Consider the following 22,578-nt stretch of genomic DNA (forward strand, 5'->3'; position numbering starts at 1 on the left):
AATTAATGATTTTTTTGATTGAATTCATAGATTTTTTTAATTAATAATATAATTATACATTATATACAAAGACGCATTATTTTACGAGAAGGTTGCCTATGTTTATAAATAAAAAAAATCCACTTCAAAAGAAAGTGGATTTTTTTATTATGAGTAAATAAATGATTTATTTAATTCGTTTTGCTTCTTCAACTATTTTTCCATTTTCACGAATAATAAATTTAATAATATTGCCATCATCATTTTTTATAAATTCGAAAGTTAAAGGCGCTTGTTTATGAAAAAAGAGAGTCTCAGATTCAGGATAAATTTTAGCAATCATTTTACCAGCATTTATTTCAAGAGTATTGTCAACGATAGTTATATTAACAATTCCAGTATTTGGAGCTTTATATTCCCCTGTAAGTTTTAATAGTTCATTTTTAGATAATGTAATTTTATCTTTTGAAGTATTTTCAGAAATAGGTTGGTGATCATAACTTATTATACGAGACATCTTCCATCGATTTTCTTTTAATTGCCATATATGTGTAAACTTAGCTTTTTCAATAAGTTTTTCTTTTTCTCCATTTTCTGTTAAATAAAAAGTATGTTCTCCGGATATAATAGCTCCATAGTTGTTTAAAGGATATACATTTACTGAAGACTTAACTGCTTCTCTTCGTAAACGCATATTTTTATTGCCACAAAGACCATTTTTAACTGATGTCATTAATTTGGATAATGTAGTGATTAAACCTCCTTTATCGTGATAAAACTCTAAGTCGTCAGTTAAAAATGTTTTGAAATTTTCTAAATCACATGTATTGTAAGCTTTCCAGAATTGGTTATCCAATTCGAGAATTACTTTATTCAAATCTTCAGAATTATATTTGACATTAGTAGATTGTGCATTTAATTGATGCGAAGAAATAAAAATGCTTAGTATTAAGAAATAGATGAAGTGAAAATGTTTTGAATTCATTTGTCGTTTTTTAATTGATTTTTTATTTTGATATGACGACTTAGAACGATTTTGGGTTACAAAAAAACCACCTTGCTTTCACAAAATGGTTTTTAGCTTGAATTTCATTATTACTGTTTTTTTTGAGAAATACCTATTAAATTTCCTGCCACTGTACTTACCTCTTTTCCAGCACCAGATGTATTTGAAACAGTTACAACAACGGTTTTTCTACCTGGAATAATAAATAGCTGTGTTGAAGTTCCTGTTTGCGCACCATTGTGCCCATATATACTTCCTTCGTTAGGATGTTTTCCATAAAGAAAAAATCCAAATCCATAACTATTATTAACTTTCTCTAAGCTATGGTGTTCAGTCATCAATTTTATAGTATTCTCATTTACTAGTGTATTATTAAGTAATGCGTTTCCAAATTTTATAAGATCATTAACAGTAGAGTAAAAACCACCACCAGGAATACGATTACTTAGGTTATTAACTTTTGAACTTTTAAGTTTTTCTTTACGATCTCTTCGATATAAAGATGCTGTATTTTCTCTTTTGCTTTCTAATTTTTCTATACCAGTATTTGTCATATTAGCTTTATCCCAAATATGTTTTTGCATATAAGTTTCAAATGATAAACCAGATACTTTTTCTATTAAGAGACCTAAAACAACATAACCATAACTTGTGTAGTAATATTGCGTGCCAGGTTCAAAACGTAACTTACGATCTTTAAATACTTCATAAGCATCGAGTAACGATTCATAATTTACTTTGTTTTCAATTTCTTTTATATTTTTATAATCATCAATTCCTGAGGTATGTGTTAATATATGCTTTGTAGTAATTTTTATTTTTGCTTTCTGAATAAATTCAGATATATAAGTGTCAATAGGTAAATTAATGTCTATTAAATCTTGTTCAACCAATTGCATAACGGCTATGGCAGTCATAGATTTAGCAATTGATGCTGTTCGTACTTCAGTATCTGTTTTAAATTCTTTGCCTTTATCTTGATCTGCAAAACCTGCAGCTGATTTCCATAATATATCTCCATTAACAGAATAACCTGCAGATACTCCAACTACCTTTTTTTCTTTAACTAAATTTTCAATTAGAACATTAGAAGCTTCAGTTCTGCTTTGAGCAACTATATTTAATGTAAAGCAGATTAAGATGATTACAATTGGAATTGATTTTTTCATAATAGATATTATTTAATAGGAATCAAATCTACAGATGACCTCAATAAAAACCTCTATATTTATTGCGTTTGGGATAAAGTATATGTTTTTAGGGACGATTAAATTAGTTTCATTACAACAGCTCTATAATTTTTTGAAACAGGGATTTCTATTTCCGTAAGTTTTATACTATTAGAACCATTCCATTCTTTAAAATGAACTGGGTTAATTAAATGAGATCGATGTACTTTAAGTAAATCAGGAACATCATTTTGAGTATCTTTAAGTGTATTGCGTAATAATTTTTTATGCAATGTTCCTTTAATAAGATAACTGACTTCTATATAATTATCAGCACTCGATACACAGATTAAATCTTCAAATAAGATTTTTAAAATATCTAATTTATTACCACCTTTAAGTGTAATTACACTTGATTTTTTTGATGCTTTTTTATACAAAAACCATCTTGAGAAGATAAAAATTGGAAGTATAATTAAACAGATAGGAAGGTAAACTTCTAAACCAAAGGCCTTAAAGTCATAATTGCCGTTGACAATATCTGTTTTATAGTACAAGTATGATAGAAAAAATAATGCGATGTCATAAACTAAAATAAAAATAATTTCTAAAGAGATATTCCATATTTTATAGTGTTTAAAAAACCAATTTTGAATAAAGATTAACAATAAGTAAGTTCCAAAACAGAGAACACCATAAAATGGTAAGATTTTAAAACGATTGACAAAATTTAATTCCGAAGCATCAAAGGGTGCAATAAAAATAAGGAATGTCACCAGCCATAAACTAATTACCAAAGCAACTAGAGTATGATGCCTAAAAGAAGTATTAAGAGGTAACTTTCGCATTAATATTTAACGATTAAAAATCTAAGATAATTGAAATCGTAATAAACTCAAAAAAAACAAAAAACCACCTTGCTTTCGCAAAGTGGTTTATATATAAAATAAAAAGTAGGGACTTACTTAATCATCTCGTAACTACGCTTAATAAAATTAGTAAGCTCTTCTCCTTTTAATAATCCTTGAGATAAACGTGCTAAATCTAAACTTTGAGTAATCAAACGCTCTTGTTTCTTTTTAGTTTTAGTATTTAAAATTTCACTAACAAGAGCAGAATTTGTATTTACTACTAGATTGTACATTTCTGGCATATTACCCATGCCAAACATACCGCCACCACCGCCAGTTTGTTGCATTTCTTTCATACGACGCATAAATTCTGGTTGTGTGATCATAAATGGAGCAGCTTCGCTATCCATAGCATCTAATTGCACCATGAATTTTTCAGAAGGAATAACTTCTTTCAATAATTCATCTAAAGCCTTAGTTTGTTCTTCATCTAATTTAGAAATAGTAGTATCATCTTTCTTAATTAGCTTATCTATAGAATCAGCATCAACACGTGCAAAAGAAATCTTTTCTTTAGTGGTTTCAAGCTTTTGCATTAAATGCGATACTATAGGAGAATCTAATAATAATACTTCATAACCTTTTGCTTTAGCAGCTTCAATATAACTATGTTGCTCATCTTTATTTGAAGCATAAAGAATTACTAGTTTATCATCTTTATCTGTTTGATTTGCTTTAATTTTATTGTATAATTCTTCATAAGTATAATGCTTACCATCTACACTAGGGTATAAGGCAAAAGCATCTGCTTTTTCGAAGAACTTTTCTTCAGAAAGCATTCCGTACTCAATTACAATTTTGATATCATTCCATTTAACTTCAAAATCTTCACGATTGTTGTTGAATAATGATTTTAATTTATCGGCAACTTTACGTGTAATGTAAGATGAAATCTTTTTTACATTACCATCGGCTTGTAAATAACTACGTGATACGTTTAACGGAATATCTGGAGAATCAATAACACCTCGAAGCATTGTTAAGAATTCAGGAACAATGCCTTCTACATTATCTGTCACGAATACTTGATTTTGGTATAATTGAATTTTATCTTTTTGAATGTTTAAATCATTCGTCATCTTAGGGAAGTATAAAATCCCTGTTAAATTAAACGGATAATCTACATTTAAATGAATGTTGAACAAAGGTTCTTCAAATTGTGTTGGATACAATTCTCTGTAAAAGCCTTTATAATCATCTTCCTCTAAATCTGCTGGTTGTTTTGTCCAAGCTGGATCAGGATTATTGATAATATCATCAACAGTGATCTGACGATGAGGTTCAGTAGTTTCCTTTCCATCTTTATCTGTTGTAGTTTCTGGAGTATGCTCAGGGTCGTTAATTTCCTTAGTTCCGAATTTAATCGAAATAGGCATAAACTTATTATACTTTAAAAGTAATTCTCTAATACGTCTTTCTTCTAAAAATTCTGTAGAATCTTCAGCAATATGAAGAATTATTTCTGTTCCTCTATCTGTTTTATCAGATGCTTCTAATGTAAATTCAGGAGATCCATCGCAAGTCCAATGTGCTGCTGGTTCATCTTTATGAGATTTAGTAATGATTTCTACTTTTTCAGCTACCATAAAAGCAGAGTAAAATCCAAGCCCGAAATGACCAATTATACCCGAATCTTTAGCAGCATCTTTATACTGATCTAAAAATTCTTCGGCGCCAGAAAATGCTACTTGATTAATATATTTTTCAACCTCATCTGCAGTCATACCTAAACCTTGATCGATAATATGAAGCTTTTTTGCATCCTTATCGATCTTAATTTCAATTTGAGGGTTACCATATTCAGATTTAGATTCACCAATACTAGTTAAATGTTTTAACTTTAAAGTGGCATCTGTGGCATTACTTATAAGCTCACGTAAAAAGATTTCGTGATCACTATATAGGAATTTTTTAATTAGGGGAAAGATATTCTCTACCGAAACATTAATACTTCCTTTTGTCATAATATATATTGTTATGTTAAAAATTGTTTTTTGTGTAAGACAAAAAAAGTACCAATGACTAAAATGTGACAAACTGACACAATATTTCTGTTAAAAACAGGAGTTTTTAATCTATCGTTTTAGTAAAATGTATGTTTATTAAAAAAATGAGATTGATAAATTTGCACTATATTTAATAATTAAAAAGAATTTCTACTTCTGTAGGAAATTATAAAAGAGTTTTATGTACAATTCAAAAATAACTGGCCTTGGCTATTACGTTCCAGATAATATAATTACGAATGATGATTTATCCAAAATGATGGATACTAATGATGAATGGATACAAGAACGTACAGGAATAAAAGAGCGTAGATGGATTAAAGAGGGCACTGACGATACTTCTGCTGTTATGGGAGCTAAAGCTTCGCGTATAGCTATAGAACGTGCAGGATTAACAAAAGATGATATTGATTTTATCATATTTGCTACTTTGAGCCCAGATATGTATTTCCCAGGAGGAGGTGTTCAATTACAAGATATTTTAGAGATGCCAACTATTGGGGCTTTAGATGTTAGAAACCAATGCTCTGGATTTATATATTCGTTATCTGTTGCAGATCAGTTTATAAAAACTGGAATGTATAAAAATATACTTGTAGTAGGTGCAGAGTACCATTCAGGTGGATTAGATAAAACTACTAGAGGAAGAAATGTTTCTGTAATATTTGGAGATGGAGCAGGAGCAGCAATATTATCCAGAACAGAAGATAATACAAAAGGTATCTTATCATCGCATTTACATTCAGAAGGAAAACACGCAAAGGAATTAACTGTTGAAGGGCCTAGTATATGCAAATGGGTGCCAGAGATTCTGGAAGCTAACGATCCAGATGATACATCTTATTACCCTTATATGAATGGTACATTTGTTTTTAAACATGCTGTGGTTCGTTTTAGTGAAGCAATTATTGAAGGATTAAAAACAAATAACTTACAAGCTTCAGATATAGATATGTTAATTCCACATCAAGCTAATTTGAGAATTTCTCAATTTGTTCAGAAAAAATTTGGACTAAATGACGATCAGGTATTTAATAATATTCAGAAATATGGTAATACTACAGCAGCATCTGTAATTATCGCACTAACTGAGGCTTGGGAACAAAATAAAATTAAAGATGGTGATACAGTTGTATTAGCTGCTTTTGGAAGTGGATTTACATGGGGAAGTGTTATTATAAAATGGTAACGAATTACTATTAAATAGTATATCCTAATAAATAAAGAATTAAAAAAGCCTGAAACATAAGATTTGTTTCAGGCTTTTCAACTATTAACCAACATTAACACTTATTAAAAAATGCTTATACTAGTTAGACGTAATAATTTCCGTTTTATTATAAAATAGATTCAATTTTAACCATTTTTAACATATTTAAATAAATAAAGCTCGAAAATTTAAAGTTTTCGAGCTTTTGTGGTTTGTAATTTTTAAGAGAAATATATGTTTAGAAGACTAATTCAAATTATATAGAAACTCGTTTTGTTTATTTTTACAACCAATTAGATGATGGTGTTTTTAATTAACTACATTGAATTGATTTTTAGTAATTAATATTGATTTAAAGATTAATAAAAAATGTAAACCCAAAATAATGTTACTTTGGGTTTACTGATTAACAGCCAAACATTAACACTAACCATCAATTGTAAATGTTAACTATTAATTTTTATTTAAAAAATACTCCCCCCATCTTTTTCATCTTTATCTCTTTGTTTTCTAGATTTAGCTCTGTATTTACCACCTCCAAACCTATAGAGAATACTTGCAGATACAGTTCTAAATTCAGGACTAACATCTGCAGTTTGTAAGAATGGGCGTTCTCCAAGAATTGAAATTTCTTGGGTACCTAAGACATCATTAAAGTTTAAACTAAAGGTTCCATTAGGAATAAAGTTATAACGCATTCCTAAATTAAGAAAATAAATAGGATCTGTTTCAAATTGTAAGCCTCTATCTTTTCCACGATATAAACCGAAAGCAGTAAATGTTAACTTTTTATTGACTCTAAAGTTATTAAAAACTCTAAAATTCCAAATCACATTATCTACTTCTACTTCTTCAAGGCGAATATCGTCCATTGTTGGGTTGATGATACTAGCATCTAATACTTCTGAAAAACTTCTTTGCGTTTGTGAATATAAATCGAAACTTGCATTTAGACTCCACCATTTAACTGGTCGATAATTACTGGACAATTCTATTCCATATGCTGTAGTATTATCAAAATTATCAAAAGTTAAAATAATTCTTCCCGAATCTAGATCTGAATCATCTACTCTAACAGCTTGATTAATTTCATCTTCAATTACTCTAAAAAATGTGCCAGCTGTTAAACTTCCTTTTTTCAATTTTCTAGTATAATTCACTTCAATAGAGTTTGTGAATTGTGGTTGTAAATTTTGATTCCCAAATTGAGAAACTAAGGGAGTATTAAATTCAGGAATAGGGTTCACTTGTCCAACACCAGGGCGATCAACTCTCCTGCTATAACTTAATTGGTAAGAATTTTTCTCAGAAGGATTATACGTGAAAAATGCAGATGGATATAATTGGACGTAATCATTTTCAAAAGGGAATAAAGTTGTGACATTTGCATCTAAATCTGTATCAATAGCTAATGCATCAACATTTACACTTTCAGCTCGTAAGCCTAACTGGTATGACCATTTTTCTAATTGTTTGCCATAAGTTACATAAGCAGAAAAAATATCTCTACTGTAATCATAATCTGTTGCTGATGGAATAAATTCTCCCATTGAGTTTCGTATTCTGGCATCAGAATTATAAAGTAAACGAGTATCAAATAATCGTGCTTGTAAACCTAATTCTAGTTTTGTATTTTCAGATAGTGGATTAACATAATCTAAATTTATAGTAGTTCTGTCTCGTTCTGTATCAGTAAATTCTAAAAAGTTAGGCCTTGCATTTGGCCCAGAAAATAAATTGTTAGTTTCTATGTCATTATTAAATGTATTATAATCTACTTCCAACTCAATATTATGACCTTCTTTGGCAAAATCTAATTTATAATCAAAATTGTATTGAGAGGAATGATTTTCATTTATACTATTAATTTCTTGGTCTTGATCGTTAGATGGATTTGTAATAAAATCAAGATTTGTTAAAATTAGATTATCGCCTTCAAAAATATTTTGATTGGTGAAAAAAGAAAGAGTATTCTTCTCATTTAAATATAAGTCTACCCCAACTTTAAATAAATGTGAATCCCGATCATCTAAAATATCTATGGTTTGCAAAGAATTATTTACTATTTGCGCAATATTTACATCAGTTTGATTTTTAGATAAGTTATTCCCATAATTACCATACAAATTAAATTTCCCATTTCTATAATTCATATCAATAGAGCTATTAAACTTAGGTTCTCTTTGGTATCTTAATCCAACATTTAAATTACCATTAAACCCAATATTGACATTCTTTTTTAAAACAATATTAATTAACCCACTTAAACCTTCGGGATTGTATTTAGCAGAAGGATTTGTAATTAATTCAATTTGTTTTATTGAGTTAGAAGGTAACTGTCTAAGCAATTGTGCAGCTGGAATATTTGATAATTTTCCGTCTACCATTACTTGTACATTTTGATTTCCTCTTAGTGAAATATTTCCTGTTTGTTGATCTACATTCACTGATGGTATAGCTATCATTATATCAGACGCAGTACCACTTGCTGCTAAATCCTTGCCAATGGTAATAACTTTTCGATCTACCTTTTGTTGAATTGTAGATACTTCGGCGGTTACAGTAACTTCATCTAGAGCAGAAGCACTTTCTTCCAACATAATTCTCCCTAAATCTATCTTGTAATTGCCTTTAGCAATTGTGACTTCTTTAGTTACAGATTTATAACCAATATATTGAGCTGTAACGGTAAACTTTCCTTCTGGAATCTTATCAATTTTAAATGTTCCATTTTCTTGAGTTATTCCACCAGTTACAACATCACCTTCTAAGCTCTTGACAATAACATTCACATAGGGCATAGGCTCATTAAGAGCTGCATCGATAATTACTCCAGAAATAACCCCGTCTTTAAGTTCTTTATTTTCTGTTGCTTGTATGCTTAATGAGGTAAGTAAAAATAAAGCACACCACAGAGTGATTTGTTTTTTCATTGATTCGTTTTTTGATTGATTGATTTACTATTATTGATTAATAGTGAGACTGTCAATTCATAAAAATGTTACTCCTTTTTATGATGTTAACATTATTTTAACAAAATAATGTTTTTAAATAACTAAAAAATAAAAGCCCGAAGGATTGAAACTTCGGGCTCTCTTATTAATAACCGCGCATTAACACTAACCATCAATTATTTCTGCTGGCTATTAAAATCTTTATGAGATGTTAAAATGATTTAATCTAAAAGAAATACTTAAGATTTTCATTGAATAAATTTGTTTTTTGATTGATTGATTTACTTTTATACTTTAAAGACTGCAAGATTATAAATGTGTTACTCTTTTTTATAAACTTAACATGATTTTAACAATATGAGTAAAAAAACTTTAATTATTGGAGCTTCATTAAAAGCTTATAGATATTCTAACCTTGCAATTCATAAATTATTGTCTAAAGAACATTCTGTAGTAGCAATTGGATTAAGAGAAGGGCAAATAGCTGGTGTAGATATCATTAAACAAAAAAAGAATTTTAAAGATATTGATACTGTAACCTTGTACATTAGGCCTCAACATCAATTGGAGTATTATGACTATATTATTTCTTTAAAACCTAAACGTGTTATATTCAATCCTGGAACAGAAAATCCTGAATTTTATAAACTTCTCATTGAGCATAAAATTATTGCAGAAGTATCTTGTACATTAGTATTACTTTCGACGAATCAATATTAATCCAATAAAAGTAATCAAACCATTTATAGGTAATAATTCATAACCTACTTTGTAACCTCCTATATATTGAGGAGGAATATTTGCGATGGTGATAATAATAAGTACAGAGCAAAGTGCTACTACCCAAACCAGCTTGTCTTTAACTTTATGTTTTGTGAAAATTCCAAATGCAAACAATCCAAGTAAAGGGCCATAAGTATAGGTAGCAACGGTAAGTAAGCTATCAATTACATTTCGATCTAAAATGTGTTTAAAGATAATAATAACAACAACTAGCAATATACTCATTGCAATATGTATTCGTTTTCGAATTCTCTTTTGATCAGCTTCAGGTTTTTTTTCAATGTTTAAAAAATCAATACAGTAAGAAGTTGTTAAAGAAGTTAAAGCGCTATCTGCACTACTGTAAGCAGCAGCTATTAAGCCTAACATAAATGTTATGGCTAGTGTAATACTTAATCCGCTATTAAGTGCAATTTCAGGGAATAATAAATCGGTTTTTGCCTGCCCATCCATTAAAGGAGTAGCAATATTAAATTTTTGAGCATATATAAACAAGAGTGCTCCTAAAAGTAAGAATACAAAATTCACAACTACCAACACCAAACTAAAAGATACCATATTTTTCTGCGCATCTTTAAGTGTTTTGCAAGTCAAGTTCTTTTGCATCATATCTTGATCTAATCCAGTCATGCATACAGCAATAAATAAACCACCTAAAAACGATTTTATAAAATGGTTTTTTTCAAGAAAACTATCTAAAAAAACGATTTTATTATACTCTTTTAGTTCATCAGAAGCTAAGAATTCAGAGAAACTCCAACCTAGTTTATCATTAATATAATATATTGATAAACCAACAGCAATAAGCATAAATAAGGTTTGCAAGGTATCTGTCCAAACAATTGTTTTAATCCCCCCTTTAAATGTATATAACCAGATTAATGTAATCGAGATAATAACAGTAATTTCAAAGGGAACATTCCAGGCATCAAATACAAATTGTTGTAAAACAATAGCGACTAAAAATAATCGAAAAGAAGCTCCTAATACACGAGAAATGAAAAAGAAAAACGCACCTGTTTTATGACTCACCACTCCAAAGCGTTCTTCTAAATATTCGTAAATAGAAGTTACATTGTATTTATAATATACAGGCATTAATACATAAGCGATTATAAAATAACCTACTAAGTAGCCTATAACTACCTGCATGTAACTAAATTGAGCTCCTTCTACCCAACCAGGAACAGATATAAATGTAACACCAGATAAGGATGTGCCTATCATTCCAAAAGCAACTAAAAACCAAGGTGATTTCTTGCCAGCTTTAAAAAAATCTGCATTACTATCATTTTTTCCTGTAAAATAGGAGATGAGTATAAGCACACCAAAATAAGCAGCTATAAGTAAAAGGATTTGAGTTGCAGTCATATGTAAAAGATTCTACTGCCAAAATACAAATTACATTGGGATAAGAATAATTCTTAAATCAAAAATTGTAAATTCGCAGCTATGGAATTTTCTTCAAAACTTCTTGAAAATGCAGTAAATGAAGTGTCGCAATTACCAGGTATAGGTAAGCGTACAGCATTGCGTTTAGTGTTGCATTTATTAAAGCAACCTGAATCGCAAACGTTACATTTATCACAGGCATTGTCTGCTATGAGAGAAGATATTAAATTTTGTAAGAGCTGTCATAATATTAGCGATGTAGATCTTTGTGAGATTTGCTCAAATAAATTTAGAAATGAAGAAGTGGTTTGTGTTGTCGAAGATATTCGTGATGTGATGGCTATCGAAAGCACAAGCTCATTTAAAGGATTATATCATGTATTAGGAGGCAAGATATCGCCTATAGATGGTATAGGACCTCACGATTTAACTATAACTTCTTTGGTTGATAAAGTTAAACAAGGACGCATAAAAGAACTTATTTTTGCATTGAGCTCTACTATGGAAGGAGATACCACTAACTTCTATATTTATAAACAAATTAAGGATTATAATATAGTTACGTCTACAATAGCCAGAGGAATATCTGTAGGAGATGAGTTAGAATATGCAGATGAGGTTACTTTAGGCCGAAGTATTTTAAATAGAATTCCTTTTGAATCTTCTTTAAAAATGTAATCAAAGTTTGGAACTTTCTGTTGTTATATTAAATTATAATGTTCGTTATTTTTTAGAACTCTGTATAAAAAGTGTGCAAGCAGCTATTGCAGATATTGATGCAGAAATTATTGTAATAGATAATAACTCTTCTGATAAAAGTTGCGAAATGATAATGCAGCTATTTCCAGAAGTACACTTAATTAAAAATACAGAAAACTTAGGCTTTTCAAAAGCCAATAACTTAGCTGTTAAAAAAGCTAAAGGTAAATATGTTTGTATTTTAAACCCAGATACAGTAGTTACTGAAAATACGTTTAAAACACTTTTAGAATTCGCAAACTCTAAAAATAATTTAGGAGTTGTTGGCTGTAAGCTTATAGATGGTTCTGGTAAGCTTTTACCTGAGAGCAAACGTAATATCCCGTATGTAAGCGCGGCAGTTTTTAAGCTTTTAGGAAATACAAAACGTTATTATGCATCACATTTATCTGAAAATAGAGTAGGAAAAGTAGATGTACTTGTAGGTGCATTTATGCTGATGAAACGTAAGTTATATGATGAATTAGGAGGGTTTGATGAAGATTATTTTATGTATGGAGAAGATATTGATTTATCTTATAGAGTATTAAAATCAGGAAAAGATAACTATTACTATGGAGAAGAAACTATTATTCATTACAAAGGAGAAAGTACATTAAAAGATAAAAATTATGCAAAGCAATTTTTTGGAGCGATGCAGATTTTTTATAAAAAACATTTTAAGAAAAACTTGATTTTCGATAGCTTAGTTTGGCTGGGAATTCGTTTGGCATATTTAATGCGTGAGGAGCAAGAATCAAAAGATCAAACTATTTCAAAATATTATTTTGTGTCTGATAGGCAAAATAAAAAACTAGAAGATAAATTAGATAAAAAATTAATTTTACAATCAAAACTAAATAGTTTTGAAGATAATACCGAAATTATTTTTGATGCTAATTATTTGAAATATCAACAGATAGTTGAAAAGATATTGGAAATTAGTGAAATTGATAAAGCAATAACATATAAAATCTTACCTAATAATTCGAATTTTATAATAGGAAGTGATCAAAAATTTAGTCAAGGAACGAAGATTATTTTTGAGTAATTAATTGATGAACCTGCAAAGAATTATGCGATTTTTTATTAATTTTGCAAATGTAAACCAGAAAATAGCTTTATAAATAGAGATATGGCAAAATTTGAACTTAAATTGCCCAAAATGGGTGAAAGTGTTGCTGAAGCGACAATTACAGCTTGGTTAAAAGAAGTAGGAGATGCTATTGAAGCAGATGAGGCAGTATTAGAAATAGCTACAGATAAGGTAGATAGTGAAGTTCCTAGTGAAGTTGATGGTGTTTTAGTTGAAAAACTTTTTAATGTAGACGATGTTGTTCAAGTAGGACAAACGATTGCAATTATAGAAACAGAAGGAGAAGGTTCAGTAGATGTATCTGTACCAAAAACAGAGTCAGTTAAAGTAGAAGCTCCAGATAAAGCAGTTGAAGAAGTAGCGCAAACTGTAGTTGCTGCGCAAGCTACCGTTGTAACAGAAATAAGTTCTAACGGAGATCGTTTTTATTCTCCTTTAGTAAAAAATATAGCTAAGCAAGAAGGTATTGCTCAAGCTGAACTAGATGCTATACCAGGCACAGGAAAAGAAGGACGTGTAACGAAAGCAGATATTTTATCTTATATAGAGACAAGAGGAAATCAAACTGTACAGCAGACGGTAGTTAAAGTTACAACTCCAGCTCAAACAAGTGTTGTTTCTGCACCAATTGTTAGCAATGGAGAAGATGAAATTATTGAAATGACCAGAATGGGCAAACTTATTGCTAAACACATGGTCGATTCTGTACAGACATCTGCACACGTACAATCGTTTATTGAAGCAGATGTTACTAATATCTGGAACTGGCGTAAAAAAGTAAAAGATGCATTTAAAGCCAGAGAAGGTGAGAACTTAACGTTTACACCTATTTTTATGGAAGCGGTTGCTAAAGCATTACGCGACTTTCCGATGATGAATATTGCTGTACAAGGTGATAGTATTATTAAAAAGAAAAATATTAATCTGGGGATGGCAGCAGCTTTACCAGATGGGAATTTAATTGTACCTGTAATTAAAAATGCAGATCAATTAAATTTAATCGGAATGACTAAGCAGGTTAACGATCTTGCTAATCGCGCTAGAACAAATAAATTAAAACCAGACGATATTCAAGAAGGTACATATACAGTAACAAACGTAGGTACATTTGGTAGTATTATGGGAACCCCTATAATTAACCAGCCGCAAGTAGGTATTTTGGCACTCGGAGCCATTCGTAAAACACCTGCGGTGATTGAAACCCCGGAAGGCGATTTTATAGGTATTCGTTATAAAATGTACTTATCACATTCTTACGACCACCGTGTAGTTAATGGTGCTTTAGGTGGGCAGTTTGTAAAAGCTGTAAAAGATTACCTTGAAGCTTGGGATGTAAATACCGAAATATAATTCCTGAATAAAAAGGAATCTGATTAAATATAAAAAAGCATTTACTTTAATAAGTAGATGCTTTTTTAGTAAGTTATTTTTAGAGTGTTTGCTTACACATATTATTATAACCCCATCCAAGAGTTAAATGATGCTGTATTATTCTGACTCGTTTTCAATATGTGAGACTTTATATGAATAGCAACGGTATTTTTAGTGTAGCGATTTATTTTCTCAACATAATCTCTGTTTATCAATTCACTCCTGTTAATTTTGAAGAATTTCATTGGGTTGAGTATTTCTTGTATTTCTTTGAGAGTCGTTTGATTTAATAGGTGCTTTTTATTAGCTGAGTCATACGCAAAAATGACACCATAATCTGATTGAATAAAGACAACATCTTCCACTTTTAAAAAGTAAATACCACTATTGGATTTCACTGAAATATATTCCTTATACACAGGTTTTAGATCTAATTTACTCTGGTAATAGGCATCTAGTTTTTTAAAGATATTATTGTGATTAATTTCCATTTTGTTTTTCAGAGAAGTGTATTTATTCCAGGCTTTTTCAAAACGATTATAAGAATAAGGTTTCAGCAGGTATTCAATACCACTCGTTTCAAATGCATTCATCCAAAATTGGTCATAAGCAGTAACAAAAATGATAGGAAAATTAATTGTTATTTGGTTATATACATCAAAAACATTCCCATCTCTTAATTCAATATCCGAGAAAATTAAATCGATATCGGGAGATGTTTGAAAAAATGATTGGGTTTCATCAACAGTTTCAATTTCTTTTATGATTTCAATAGGCTCTCCTATTTTTCCCAGGTAATTTTTAAGCTTCTTTCTCGCTGGAGCTTCGTCTTCTATAATTACTACTTTAATCATTGTTATTCATTTTAATAAGAGGTAAGGTGACAGCAAAATTAGCTTCAGATTCCTGAATAGTAATAGGATTATTCGTTAATAGTTGAAATTGTTCACTTAGGTTTTTTAAGGCCACTCCATTACCCTTTTTCTTTCTGCTTTGTACAATTTTATTATTACTAACTTTTATTCCATTTTCGAATGTTATATGAATGATTACAGGACCTTGAATTGTCCCTAGATTATGTACAATAGCATTCTCTACCAATACTTGAAGACAAAATGGAGGAACTATAGTAGTTGAGGTGTTAATACTATCCGTTACAATTAATTTGTAATACCCTTGATATTTTTTCTCCATTAATTCAAAATAGTTTTGAGTAAATGTTAGCTCTTCTTGAATAGCGATGAGCTCTTTTTCGGAACTTTGCAAAGCGTAACGATATAGTTCTGAAAAATGACTTAAAAAATCGGATGCCTTATCTTGATCTTCTTCAATTAACTGATCTAATATGTTTAAATTATTAAAAAGGAAATGTGGGTTTAACTGAGCTTTGAGCTGTTGTATTTTACTTTTAGAATTGCTTATTTCATATTCATCTAACCTTTTTCTATAGTTCCTGTTTTCTTTTGAGTATAAATAGGCTAAAGAAATACCACCAAAAATTAAAAAATCAATAGTTTGACTAAAAATTCGATAAGTTATTTGATATGAAGAATTAAAGTTTCTAGCTACTGTATTAAAAGAAACAGAAACAAGAACTCCGAATAGATTTTTAATAAGTAAATAGCTGACAAAACTTATTCCGAAAATTTTTAGATATGTCCATACAGATGGCGTTTTATTTATAACCCTTTTTTCATTCTTTCTTTTAATAAAATTGGTAAATATAAAGATGAGGAATCCATCTATAAAAACCCAAAAAGGAGCATCTGGATGAAAAACAAAATTACTCCACGATGTTGCAAATCCAATGTTATTTTTAAGTGTTAATACCCAACTAAAAACAAACAAGAAAATGATGATGACTTGATTTTCTTTTAGAAATTGAATGGTGTTTTTCATAATAAAAAGAGGTAAATATATAGAATTTGCTATAGAATTTGCGATGAAGATTTTTAATAAAACTCCACCGCAAATTTTTAATTTTATTTTTTTTCAGGCCAGGAACTGATTATATTTCCTTTTTCATCATACGCTATAAGTTTAACATTGTTTTCTTTATCTATAATAAACTTAGCTCTTGGCCTTCCGCTGTCGTCGTACAAGAATAAGCCATTTTGTTTTCCGGCTGTCTGCCCAAGAGCAACTCTTGGTACTTCTCCTATAAGCCCTTTTTTTCTATATTCTTCATATTTTTTATATCGTTCTTTTCTGTCTGTTATTGTTTTTAATTCCTTTGAAATCTTAGTCATACTTTCTTTAGTTTCTTTATCACCGCGGTCATTAAAAACAAGGTAACTAGATTTATTTCTTTTATCTCCAATTTTGCTGTCTGTAGTTATCAATTGCATAACCTGATCTCCATCGTATTGGTCATAAGTTAGAGAGAGGCCTGCGCTATGGCCGTTTTTTGTTTTGGCTCCATCATAAATAAACCCACCAGCTTCTTTTCCGTCTTCTGTAAAAAATAGCATTCCTGCACGTTTTTTACGCTCATGATAGATTCTGCCATTTATGCTATCTCCAGCGGTTGGAAAATGACTGGCATTAGTGATGACCATTTTTGTTGTACCATCATTTTCAACAATATTAATACGTTCCACATCAATGGTTCCAAATTTTTGATTGCCAGAATGTTTAAAGGCAACCGAAGTAAACATTAATAATCCTAAAACTGTAGTAATTGCAAATGTTCTTAAAAAAACAAGTTCTCTTTTTGTATTTTTCATAATAAATAGATTTAATAATTAATGATGACCCAAAACTATAGGGATCATCATGTTTAAAAAATCGGTTTCTGATGAATGCAGGAAAAATTAAACAGAACTAAGGAAGAACAGTGTAAAATGAGATAATAAGATAAATAGTTTATTAGTGTTGAAATAGTTTTTTTGATAACGGTCTTGTGTATGATGTTCATTGCCAGCTTTTGCTGGCAATGAACATCATACACGTTGTTGTAGCCAGTTTTTATTTTTTCAAACCTTCCAATATAAAATTCACTCCTGCTTTTGCATGTATCTTTGTTGTATTGAAAATTGGAATTTGTAAATCAATATCATTTATCATCAATGGAAATTCCGTACAGCCTAAAATGACACCCTCAGCTCCTTTTTCTGTAAATGATTGAATGATGTTAATAACATATTCTTTGGACTGAGTGATAATTTTTCCATAAGTCAATTCTTCTTGAATTATCCGATGTAATTCATTGATTTCTTTCTCCTTATTTGGAGTAAGTACCTCAACTCCATTATTTGATATTCTATTGGTAATAAAACTCTCTATCATAGAGTATTTTGTACCCAGGAAACAAACCTTCTTCATATTTTTTGATTTAATCTCCTTCGTTGTTGCATCTGCTATGTGTAATATTGGAGTATTAATTTCTTTTTCTACAATATCGTAAACTTTATGAGGAGTATTAGCACAAAACATTACCATATCAGCTCCTGCTTTTTCGAGGTTTTTTGCTGCGTTAATCAATATTTCAGCTATACCAATCCAATTGGATTCTCTTTGATATTGATGTATTAAAGATTGATTTAAAGTATATATAATCAAAGGCGGATTTGTGTTATCTCCAAAATAGTCATTAACGAGCTGATTAATATTTCGATAATATTCTATTGTTGAATGCCATGATGTCCCTCCGATTAATCCAAGTGGTCTCATTTTTTTTATTTTAATTGTTCACAACGGTTTCGTATAACCGTCAGTTACGGGTTAAGTTAGCGATTATTTTCAGTTTGACACTGACTTTGGCAATTCCGAGTGGATTCGGACGTAGTCGAATCTGCCGTAATTGCGATTATACATTGTTGTATACTGGCTTTTTTTTCAATAATTCAATTATTCTTGGTTGGATTACCCATATTCCAATTGGGAATACCCAAAAACCCATCATGTACCAAAGAGAAAATTCATGTTTGTTTCTTAATGTAACCATACATTTTGACAGAAAATAGATTGTATGAATTATTGAATACATTAAGATTAAATGTAAAGGAATAATAGCCCAAACTGTCCAACCGTAGTCTGAGATATTTTCATTAGTAATTTCATATCCACCAAAAGGGAAGACGATAATGAAATAAATAACTACAAATGCAATTTGATATTTAAATCGTTTTAAGTTTAATATAGATTTGTCTTCAAGTCTTTTATGAAGTTCTTCTCCAACGCGTAATGTCCAATACGTGAATAATCCACACCAAAGAATCATGTATAAAACTCCGATTTTTGTCTCCGCGAGAATAGCAAATAGCATTGCAGATAGAAATAAAGCCCAAGGTTTAATCGTCAATATTTTATCCAGTTTGTATTTCATTTCTGCTTGCATTAGCTAAAGAAAGCTATTAGACACTAATTCGTTATAGTCATTGTTGCACACCGTTTTTATTTTTCTGTTTGTTTTTTCAATTCGCCATTTGGATAATAATACTTCCAAGTTCCGCTTTTTTTTCCATTAGTATGTTCATTTTTCAAATATAAGTACCATTTATTCAGTTCGAAAGAGTATTTGTAATCCTTTGATTTGATAATAAATGTGATATGCCTATTAGAATTTTCAAACTCTTGTAAATCGTTTGCAGTTGTATTTAGCGCAAGAGTTTTTGAGTCAGATACAAGATTTCCATTTTTATCAAAGTATTTATTATCCATAACCGTTTCCCACGAGTCGTAAACACTCTCTGTTCTCGAACCATTTTTGTAATATCTAATATGTTTTCCAGTCAAGAAAGAATACTCCTTGCCATTATATTCGTAATAGGAAGTAGTTCCAGAATATTTTGGTTGTCCGTTCTTAAAATGGGTTTCAATTTTACTTGAATCAATGAGTTTTAAATTGTTCATTAATTCCAAATATTTATCACTATGCTGAGCATAAGAAAAGAATGGAATTAGAATCAGAATCTTGATTGTATGTTTAATGTTCATTCAAATGTTGTACGGTTTTGTGTATGATTAGTTGCGAAAAAGGATGCGAGTCATTTTCCGCCGTAGCCGAAAGATAGCAAATTAGCGTTGAATTCCGATTAGGAATTCAACCGCAATGAACTATAGCCAATGTTAGGTATAGTTGTTTTTTATTCAGAACAATATACATATCCGACTTGACCTCCTAAATATCCTTGTTCATTCGTTGATAGTCCAAGAAAATATTCAGCACTTAATCTTTCAGAAATTTTGTCAATGGTACATTCGCACAATTTTTCGCTATTTGGTCTTTTTGAGAGAGCATAATTACAAATGTCTAAAAATTGCTTTTTTTCACTTTCAGTCCAAGGAATATCGTTTTGACTTTTTATATAAATATCCCATAATTTAAAAGCATCTGGTCGTCCTTTGCTTTCAGCTTTCAGTTTACTCGCAACAGTTGAGTATTCCAAAAATGACGGACATAGTTCGTGAAGCTTTCTTGAAATATTTTCTTCTTTTTCAGAATCGTAATTCACGAGTTTAATTTGAACGGTTTTTATGTAAATCATTCGGTTACTTGGATAACTGTTGTTTTTAGAATATTGTTTTGAGAATTCATCGCATAGTTCTAAAGCAATTTCCTTGTCAGTTTTTGTGTCTTTTTGTTGAGCACAACTCAAGCTTGTTATTAAAAGAAAAAATATTAATGGGTGTTTCATATCAATTATACCTAACTTCTGTTTAAACCAAATATATTTAAAAACTTTGATTTAAAGTTGTATAGAGTAGTTAAAAGCAATCTTTATATACTGAACGTAATACTCTTGCTTGTTAGCTTTATTACAACTTTTATCTAAATATAGATGTTAAAGTGTAGTAACGAATAATTAAAAAACATTTTTTCAATTATTCTAGGAAATGATTCACGTTTCATAAAAGACACGTTTTTCTTTTTCCGCTTAAAGTAAGATTGCTTTTAATCAGTCAGTCACAATACTTCTTTATCAATTGCTCTGTCTTTTAGGTTAAATACTTTGCGATTTTATTATTAAACATAAATAAAAATACTTCTAACTTAATATAAATATACAAGCTACAGTAACTAAAAAGTAACCTACTAATGTACTAGAGCCTTCATACTCATTAGCGACTCTTTGACCAAAAAATAAAGCGACTATAGATAAGGCAGATAACTGAGCACCAATTAAACCTAAACTCGTACCGCCATTAATAATTAGTTGTAAAGCACCTATAGTTGTAAAAATACCAGCAGCTATTTCTAGTATCGTAATCACAGGCATAAGTAAACCCACAGTGTTTTTTAAAATGCTTTTAGCAAAGTGAGATTTAAAATATTCGTAATTTCCTTTGTAATTAAAAACTTTATCTAAGCCAGATTGGATAAAAAGAATAGCTAAAAATATTAAAATAATAAGTTGTAAAAAAGTTGTCGCATCTAGAAGGTTACTCATAATTATAGTTTTTGATAGTTATTAAATGTAGTCGTAATTTTTAATGAATATTTATTTATTGGTAAAATAAAATAGCTTTTAAAAATCGCTTAAGGCTATTAGGGTTATTCTATATATCTTTGCGCTCAAACAAAAACAAATGCAGCTTAATCTTACCAAACCTATTTGTTTCTTCGACTTAGAAACCACTGGGATTAATATTTCTAAAGACAGAATTGTTGAAATTTCAATATTAAAAGTATTTCCAAATGGTACAGAAGAAAGCAAAACATGGTTGGTAAATCCAGAAATGGAAATACCTGGAGAAGTGATTGCAATTCATGGCATTACTAATGAGAAAGTTGCAAACGAACCTACATTTAAAGATCTCGCAAAGGATATTCATCTTATGATTAAAGATTCTGATCTAGGAGGATTTAATTCAAACCGATTTGATATTCCGTTGTTAGCAGAAGAAATGCTTCGTGCTGAGGTAGATTTTGATATGAAAAATAGAGTTGCTGTAGATGTACAGACTATTTTTCATAAAATGGAACAACGCACCTTAAGTGCAGCATACAAATTTTATTGCGATAAAAATTTAGATGGTGCTCATAGCGCAGAAGCAGATACCAATGCAACTTACGAAGTCTTAAAAGCACAGGTTGAGAAATACGACGATTTAGAAAACAATACGAAGTTCTTGGCAGAATTTAGTTCTCGAAAAAAGTTTGCAGATTTTGCAGGGTTTATAGCGTTTAATAAAGATGGAGTAGAGTGTTTCTCGTTTGGAAAACACAAAGGAAAATTAGTTACAGATGTTTTAGAAAATGAGCCAGGATACTTTGGTTGGTTGCTAAATGCAGATTTTCCGCTATATACTAAAAAAGTACTAACAGCGATTAAGTTAAGAGCATTTAATAATAAACTAGGGTAATACCGATTAGATTAAAGAATAAATAAAATAAACAATTACTAGTGAAACTCATTTGCATAGGCCGTAATTATACAGAACATATTAAGGAGCTGGAAAACGAAAAACCTACAGACCCTATTATATTTATAAAACCCGATACAGCAATATTATTAAAAAAACAACCGTTTTTTATTCCGGATTTCTCTGATGATGTGCATCATGAGGTAGAAATTTTAGTAAAAATTAATAAAGTAGGTAAACATATCGATAAAAAATTTGCTCATAAATATTACGATGAGATAGGTTTAGGGATCGATTTTACAGCTAGAGACCTTCAAAGCAAATTAAAAGCAAAAGGGCATCCATGGGAAAAAGCAAAAGCTTTTGACGGAGCAGCAGTAGTAGGGAAATGGCTTTCAAAAAGTAATTTCGATAATGTAAACGATATTAATTTTAAGTTACTTAAAAATGATGAAGTCGTTCAGGATGGTAATACAAACTTAATGCTTTGGAAAATAGATGAATTAATCGAATATGTATCAAAATATTTTACATTAAAGATTGGAGACATTATCTTTACCGGCACTCCAGCAGGAGTTGGCAGAGTTGTAGCCAATGATAAATTAAAAGGATTTGTAGAAGAAAACGAAATGTTTTCAATAACAGTAAAATAAGT

Annotated in this window: 21 protein-coding genes; 7 read left to right on the forward strand and 14 right to left on the reverse strand. The window is 30.0% G+C overall.

The window, feature by feature from the left end; translation table 11 throughout:
* Nucleotides 1–166: 166 nt before the first annotated feature.
* From D1817_06090 to htpG, 4 genes are all read right to left on the reverse strand, one after another.
* On the reverse strand, nt 167–964 hold the full coding sequence (locus D1817_06090) for a nuclear transport factor 2 family protein (protein ID AXT19451.1): 798 nt from the start codon (nt 962–964) through the stop codon (nt 167–169).
* 110 nt (nt 965–1,074) lie between these two features.
* Nucleotides 1,075–2,154, reverse strand: coding sequence for a class A beta-lactamase-related serine hydrolase (locus D1817_06095; GenBank protein ID AXT19452.1), 1,080 nt, complete (start codon nt 2,152–2,154; stop codon nt 1,075–1,077).
* A 98-nt stretch (nt 2,155–2,252) separates the two neighbouring features.
* Complete coding sequence (locus tag D1817_06100; protein AXT19453.1) at nt 2,253–3,002, reverse strand: LytTR family transcriptional regulator; 750 nt, start codon at nt 3,000–3,002, stop codon at nt 2,253–2,255.
* 113 nt (nt 3,003–3,115) lie between these two features.
* Nucleotides 3,116–5,029, reverse strand: coding sequence for a molecular chaperone HtpG (gene htpG, locus D1817_06105; GenBank protein ID AXT19454.1), 1,914 nt, complete (start codon nt 5,027–5,029; stop codon nt 3,116–3,118).
* Between the two features lie 223 nt (nt 5,030–5,252).
* On the opposite strand from htpG, the gene D1817_06110 reads away from it, so the two are divergent.
* On the forward strand, nt 5,253–6,260 hold the full coding sequence (locus D1817_06110; GenBank protein AXT19455.1) for a ketoacyl-ACP synthase III: 1,008 nt from the start codon (nt 5,253–5,255) through the stop codon (nt 6,258–6,260).
* Nucleotides 6,261–6,745: 485 nt separating this feature from the next.
* Here D1817_06110 and D1817_06115 read toward each other — a convergent pair whose 3' ends face one another.
* On the reverse strand, nt 6,746–9,214 hold the full coding sequence (locus tag D1817_06115; GenBank protein AXT19456.1) for a TonB-dependent receptor: 2,469 nt from the start codon (nt 9,212–9,214) through the stop codon (nt 6,746–6,748).
* 378 nt (nt 9,215–9,592) lie between these two features.
* Here D1817_06115 and D1817_06120 point away from each other — a divergent pair, with 378 nt between their 5' ends.
* Nucleotides 9,593–9,955, forward strand: a complete 363-nt coding sequence (locus tag D1817_06120) for a CoA-binding protein (GenBank protein ID AXT19457.1) — start codon at nt 9,593–9,595, stop codon at nt 9,953–9,955.
* Here D1817_06120 and D1817_06125 read toward each other — a convergent pair.
* Complete coding sequence (locus tag D1817_06125) at nt 9,932–11,389, reverse strand: sodium:solute symporter (GenBank protein AXT19458.1); 1,458 nt, start codon at nt 11,387–11,389, stop codon at nt 9,932–9,934. The two genes, D1817_06120 and D1817_06125, sit on opposite strands and share 24 nt — an antisense overlap.
* An 81-nt stretch (nt 11,390–11,470) precedes the next feature.
* On the opposite strand from D1817_06125, the gene recR reads away from it, so the two are divergent.
* The 3 genes from recR (at nt 11,471) to D1817_06140 (ending at nt 14,594) form a co-directional block, all read left to right on the forward strand.
* On the forward strand, nt 11,471–12,088 hold the full coding sequence (gene recR, locus D1817_06130; GenBank protein ID AXT19459.1) for a recombination protein RecR: 618 nt from the start codon (nt 11,471–11,473) through the stop codon (nt 12,086–12,088).
* 7 nt (nt 12,089–12,095) lie between these two features.
* Nucleotides 12,096–13,199, forward strand: coding sequence for a glycosyltransferase family 2 protein (locus tag D1817_06135; protein AXT19460.1), 1,104 nt, complete (start codon nt 12,096–12,098; stop codon nt 13,197–13,199).
* A gap of 84 nt (nt 13,200–13,283) precedes the next feature.
* Nucleotides 13,284–14,594: a 2-oxo acid dehydrogenase subunit E2 gene (locus D1817_06140; GenBank protein ID AXT19461.1), complete on the forward strand. Its 1,311-nt coding sequence runs from the start codon at nt 13,284–13,286 to the stop codon at nt 14,592–14,594.
* A 104-nt stretch (nt 14,595–14,698) separates the two neighbouring features.
* On the opposite strand, the gene D1817_06145 is transcribed toward D1817_06140, so the two are convergent.
* The 8 genes from D1817_06145 to D1817_06180 all read right to left on the reverse strand — a co-directional run bounded on the left by D1817_06145 (nt 14,699) and on the right by D1817_06180 (nt 21,007).
* A complete protein-coding gene (locus D1817_06145) occupies nt 14,699–15,469 on the reverse strand; it encodes a DNA-binding response regulator (protein AXT19462.1) in 771 nt (256 codons plus the stop codon).
* The gene (locus D1817_06150) at nt 15,462–16,514 is read right to left on the reverse strand and encodes a histidine kinase (protein ID AXT19463.1); all 1,053 of its coding nucleotides are present in this window, start codon (nt 16,512–16,514) and stop codon (nt 15,462–15,464) included. Before D1817_06150 ends, D1817_06145 begins: the two co-directional genes overlap by 8 nt.
* Before the next feature lie 83 nt (nt 16,515–16,597).
* Complete coding sequence (locus D1817_06155) at nt 16,598–17,341, reverse strand: hypothetical protein (GenBank protein ID AXT19464.1); 744 nt, start codon at nt 17,339–17,341, stop codon at nt 16,598–16,600.
* Between the two features lie 241 nt (nt 17,342–17,582).
* A complete protein-coding gene (locus D1817_06160; protein ID AXT19465.1) occupies nt 17,583–18,287 on the reverse strand; it encodes an amino acid racemase in 705 nt (234 codons plus the stop codon).
* Between the two features lie 136 nt (nt 18,288–18,423).
* Nucleotides 18,424–18,954, reverse strand: coding sequence for a hypothetical protein (locus D1817_06165; GenBank protein ID AXT19466.1), 531 nt, complete (start codon nt 18,952–18,954; stop codon nt 18,424–18,426).
* A 56-nt stretch (nt 18,955–19,010) separates the two neighbouring features.
* The gene (locus tag D1817_06170; GenBank protein ID AXT19467.1) at nt 19,011–19,553 is read right to left on the reverse strand and encodes a hypothetical protein; all 543 of its coding nucleotides are present in this window, start codon (nt 19,551–19,553) and stop codon (nt 19,011–19,013) included.
* Between the two features lie 149 nt (nt 19,554–19,702).
* A complete protein-coding gene (locus tag D1817_06175; protein AXT19468.1) occupies nt 19,703–20,254 on the reverse strand; it encodes a hypothetical protein in 552 nt (183 codons plus the stop codon).
* 351 nt (nt 20,255–20,605) lie between these two features.
* Complete coding sequence (locus tag D1817_06180) at nt 20,606–21,007, reverse strand: DoxX family membrane protein (protein AXT19469.1); 402 nt, start codon at nt 21,005–21,007, stop codon at nt 20,606–20,608.
* A gap of 139 nt (nt 21,008–21,146) precedes the next feature.
* On the opposite strand from D1817_06180, the gene D1817_06185 reads away from it, so the two are divergent.
* Together D1817_06185 and D1817_06190 are read left to right on the forward strand one after the other, a co-directional pair.
* A complete protein-coding gene (locus D1817_06185) occupies nt 21,147–21,923 on the forward strand; it encodes a 3'-5' exonuclease (GenBank protein ID AXT19470.1) in 777 nt (258 codons plus the stop codon).
* A gap of 41 nt (nt 21,924–21,964) precedes the next feature.
* Complete coding sequence (locus D1817_06190) at nt 21,965–22,576, forward strand: FAA hydrolase family protein (protein ID AXT19471.1); 612 nt, start codon at nt 21,965–21,967, stop codon at nt 22,574–22,576.
* The last annotated feature ends 2 nt before the right edge of the window (nt 22,577–22,578 follow it).

Source organism: Flavobacteriaceae bacterium, from assembly GCA_003443635.1.
Classification (GTDB): domain Bacteria; phylum Bacteroidota; class Bacteroidia; order Flavobacteriales; family Flavobacteriaceae; genus AU392.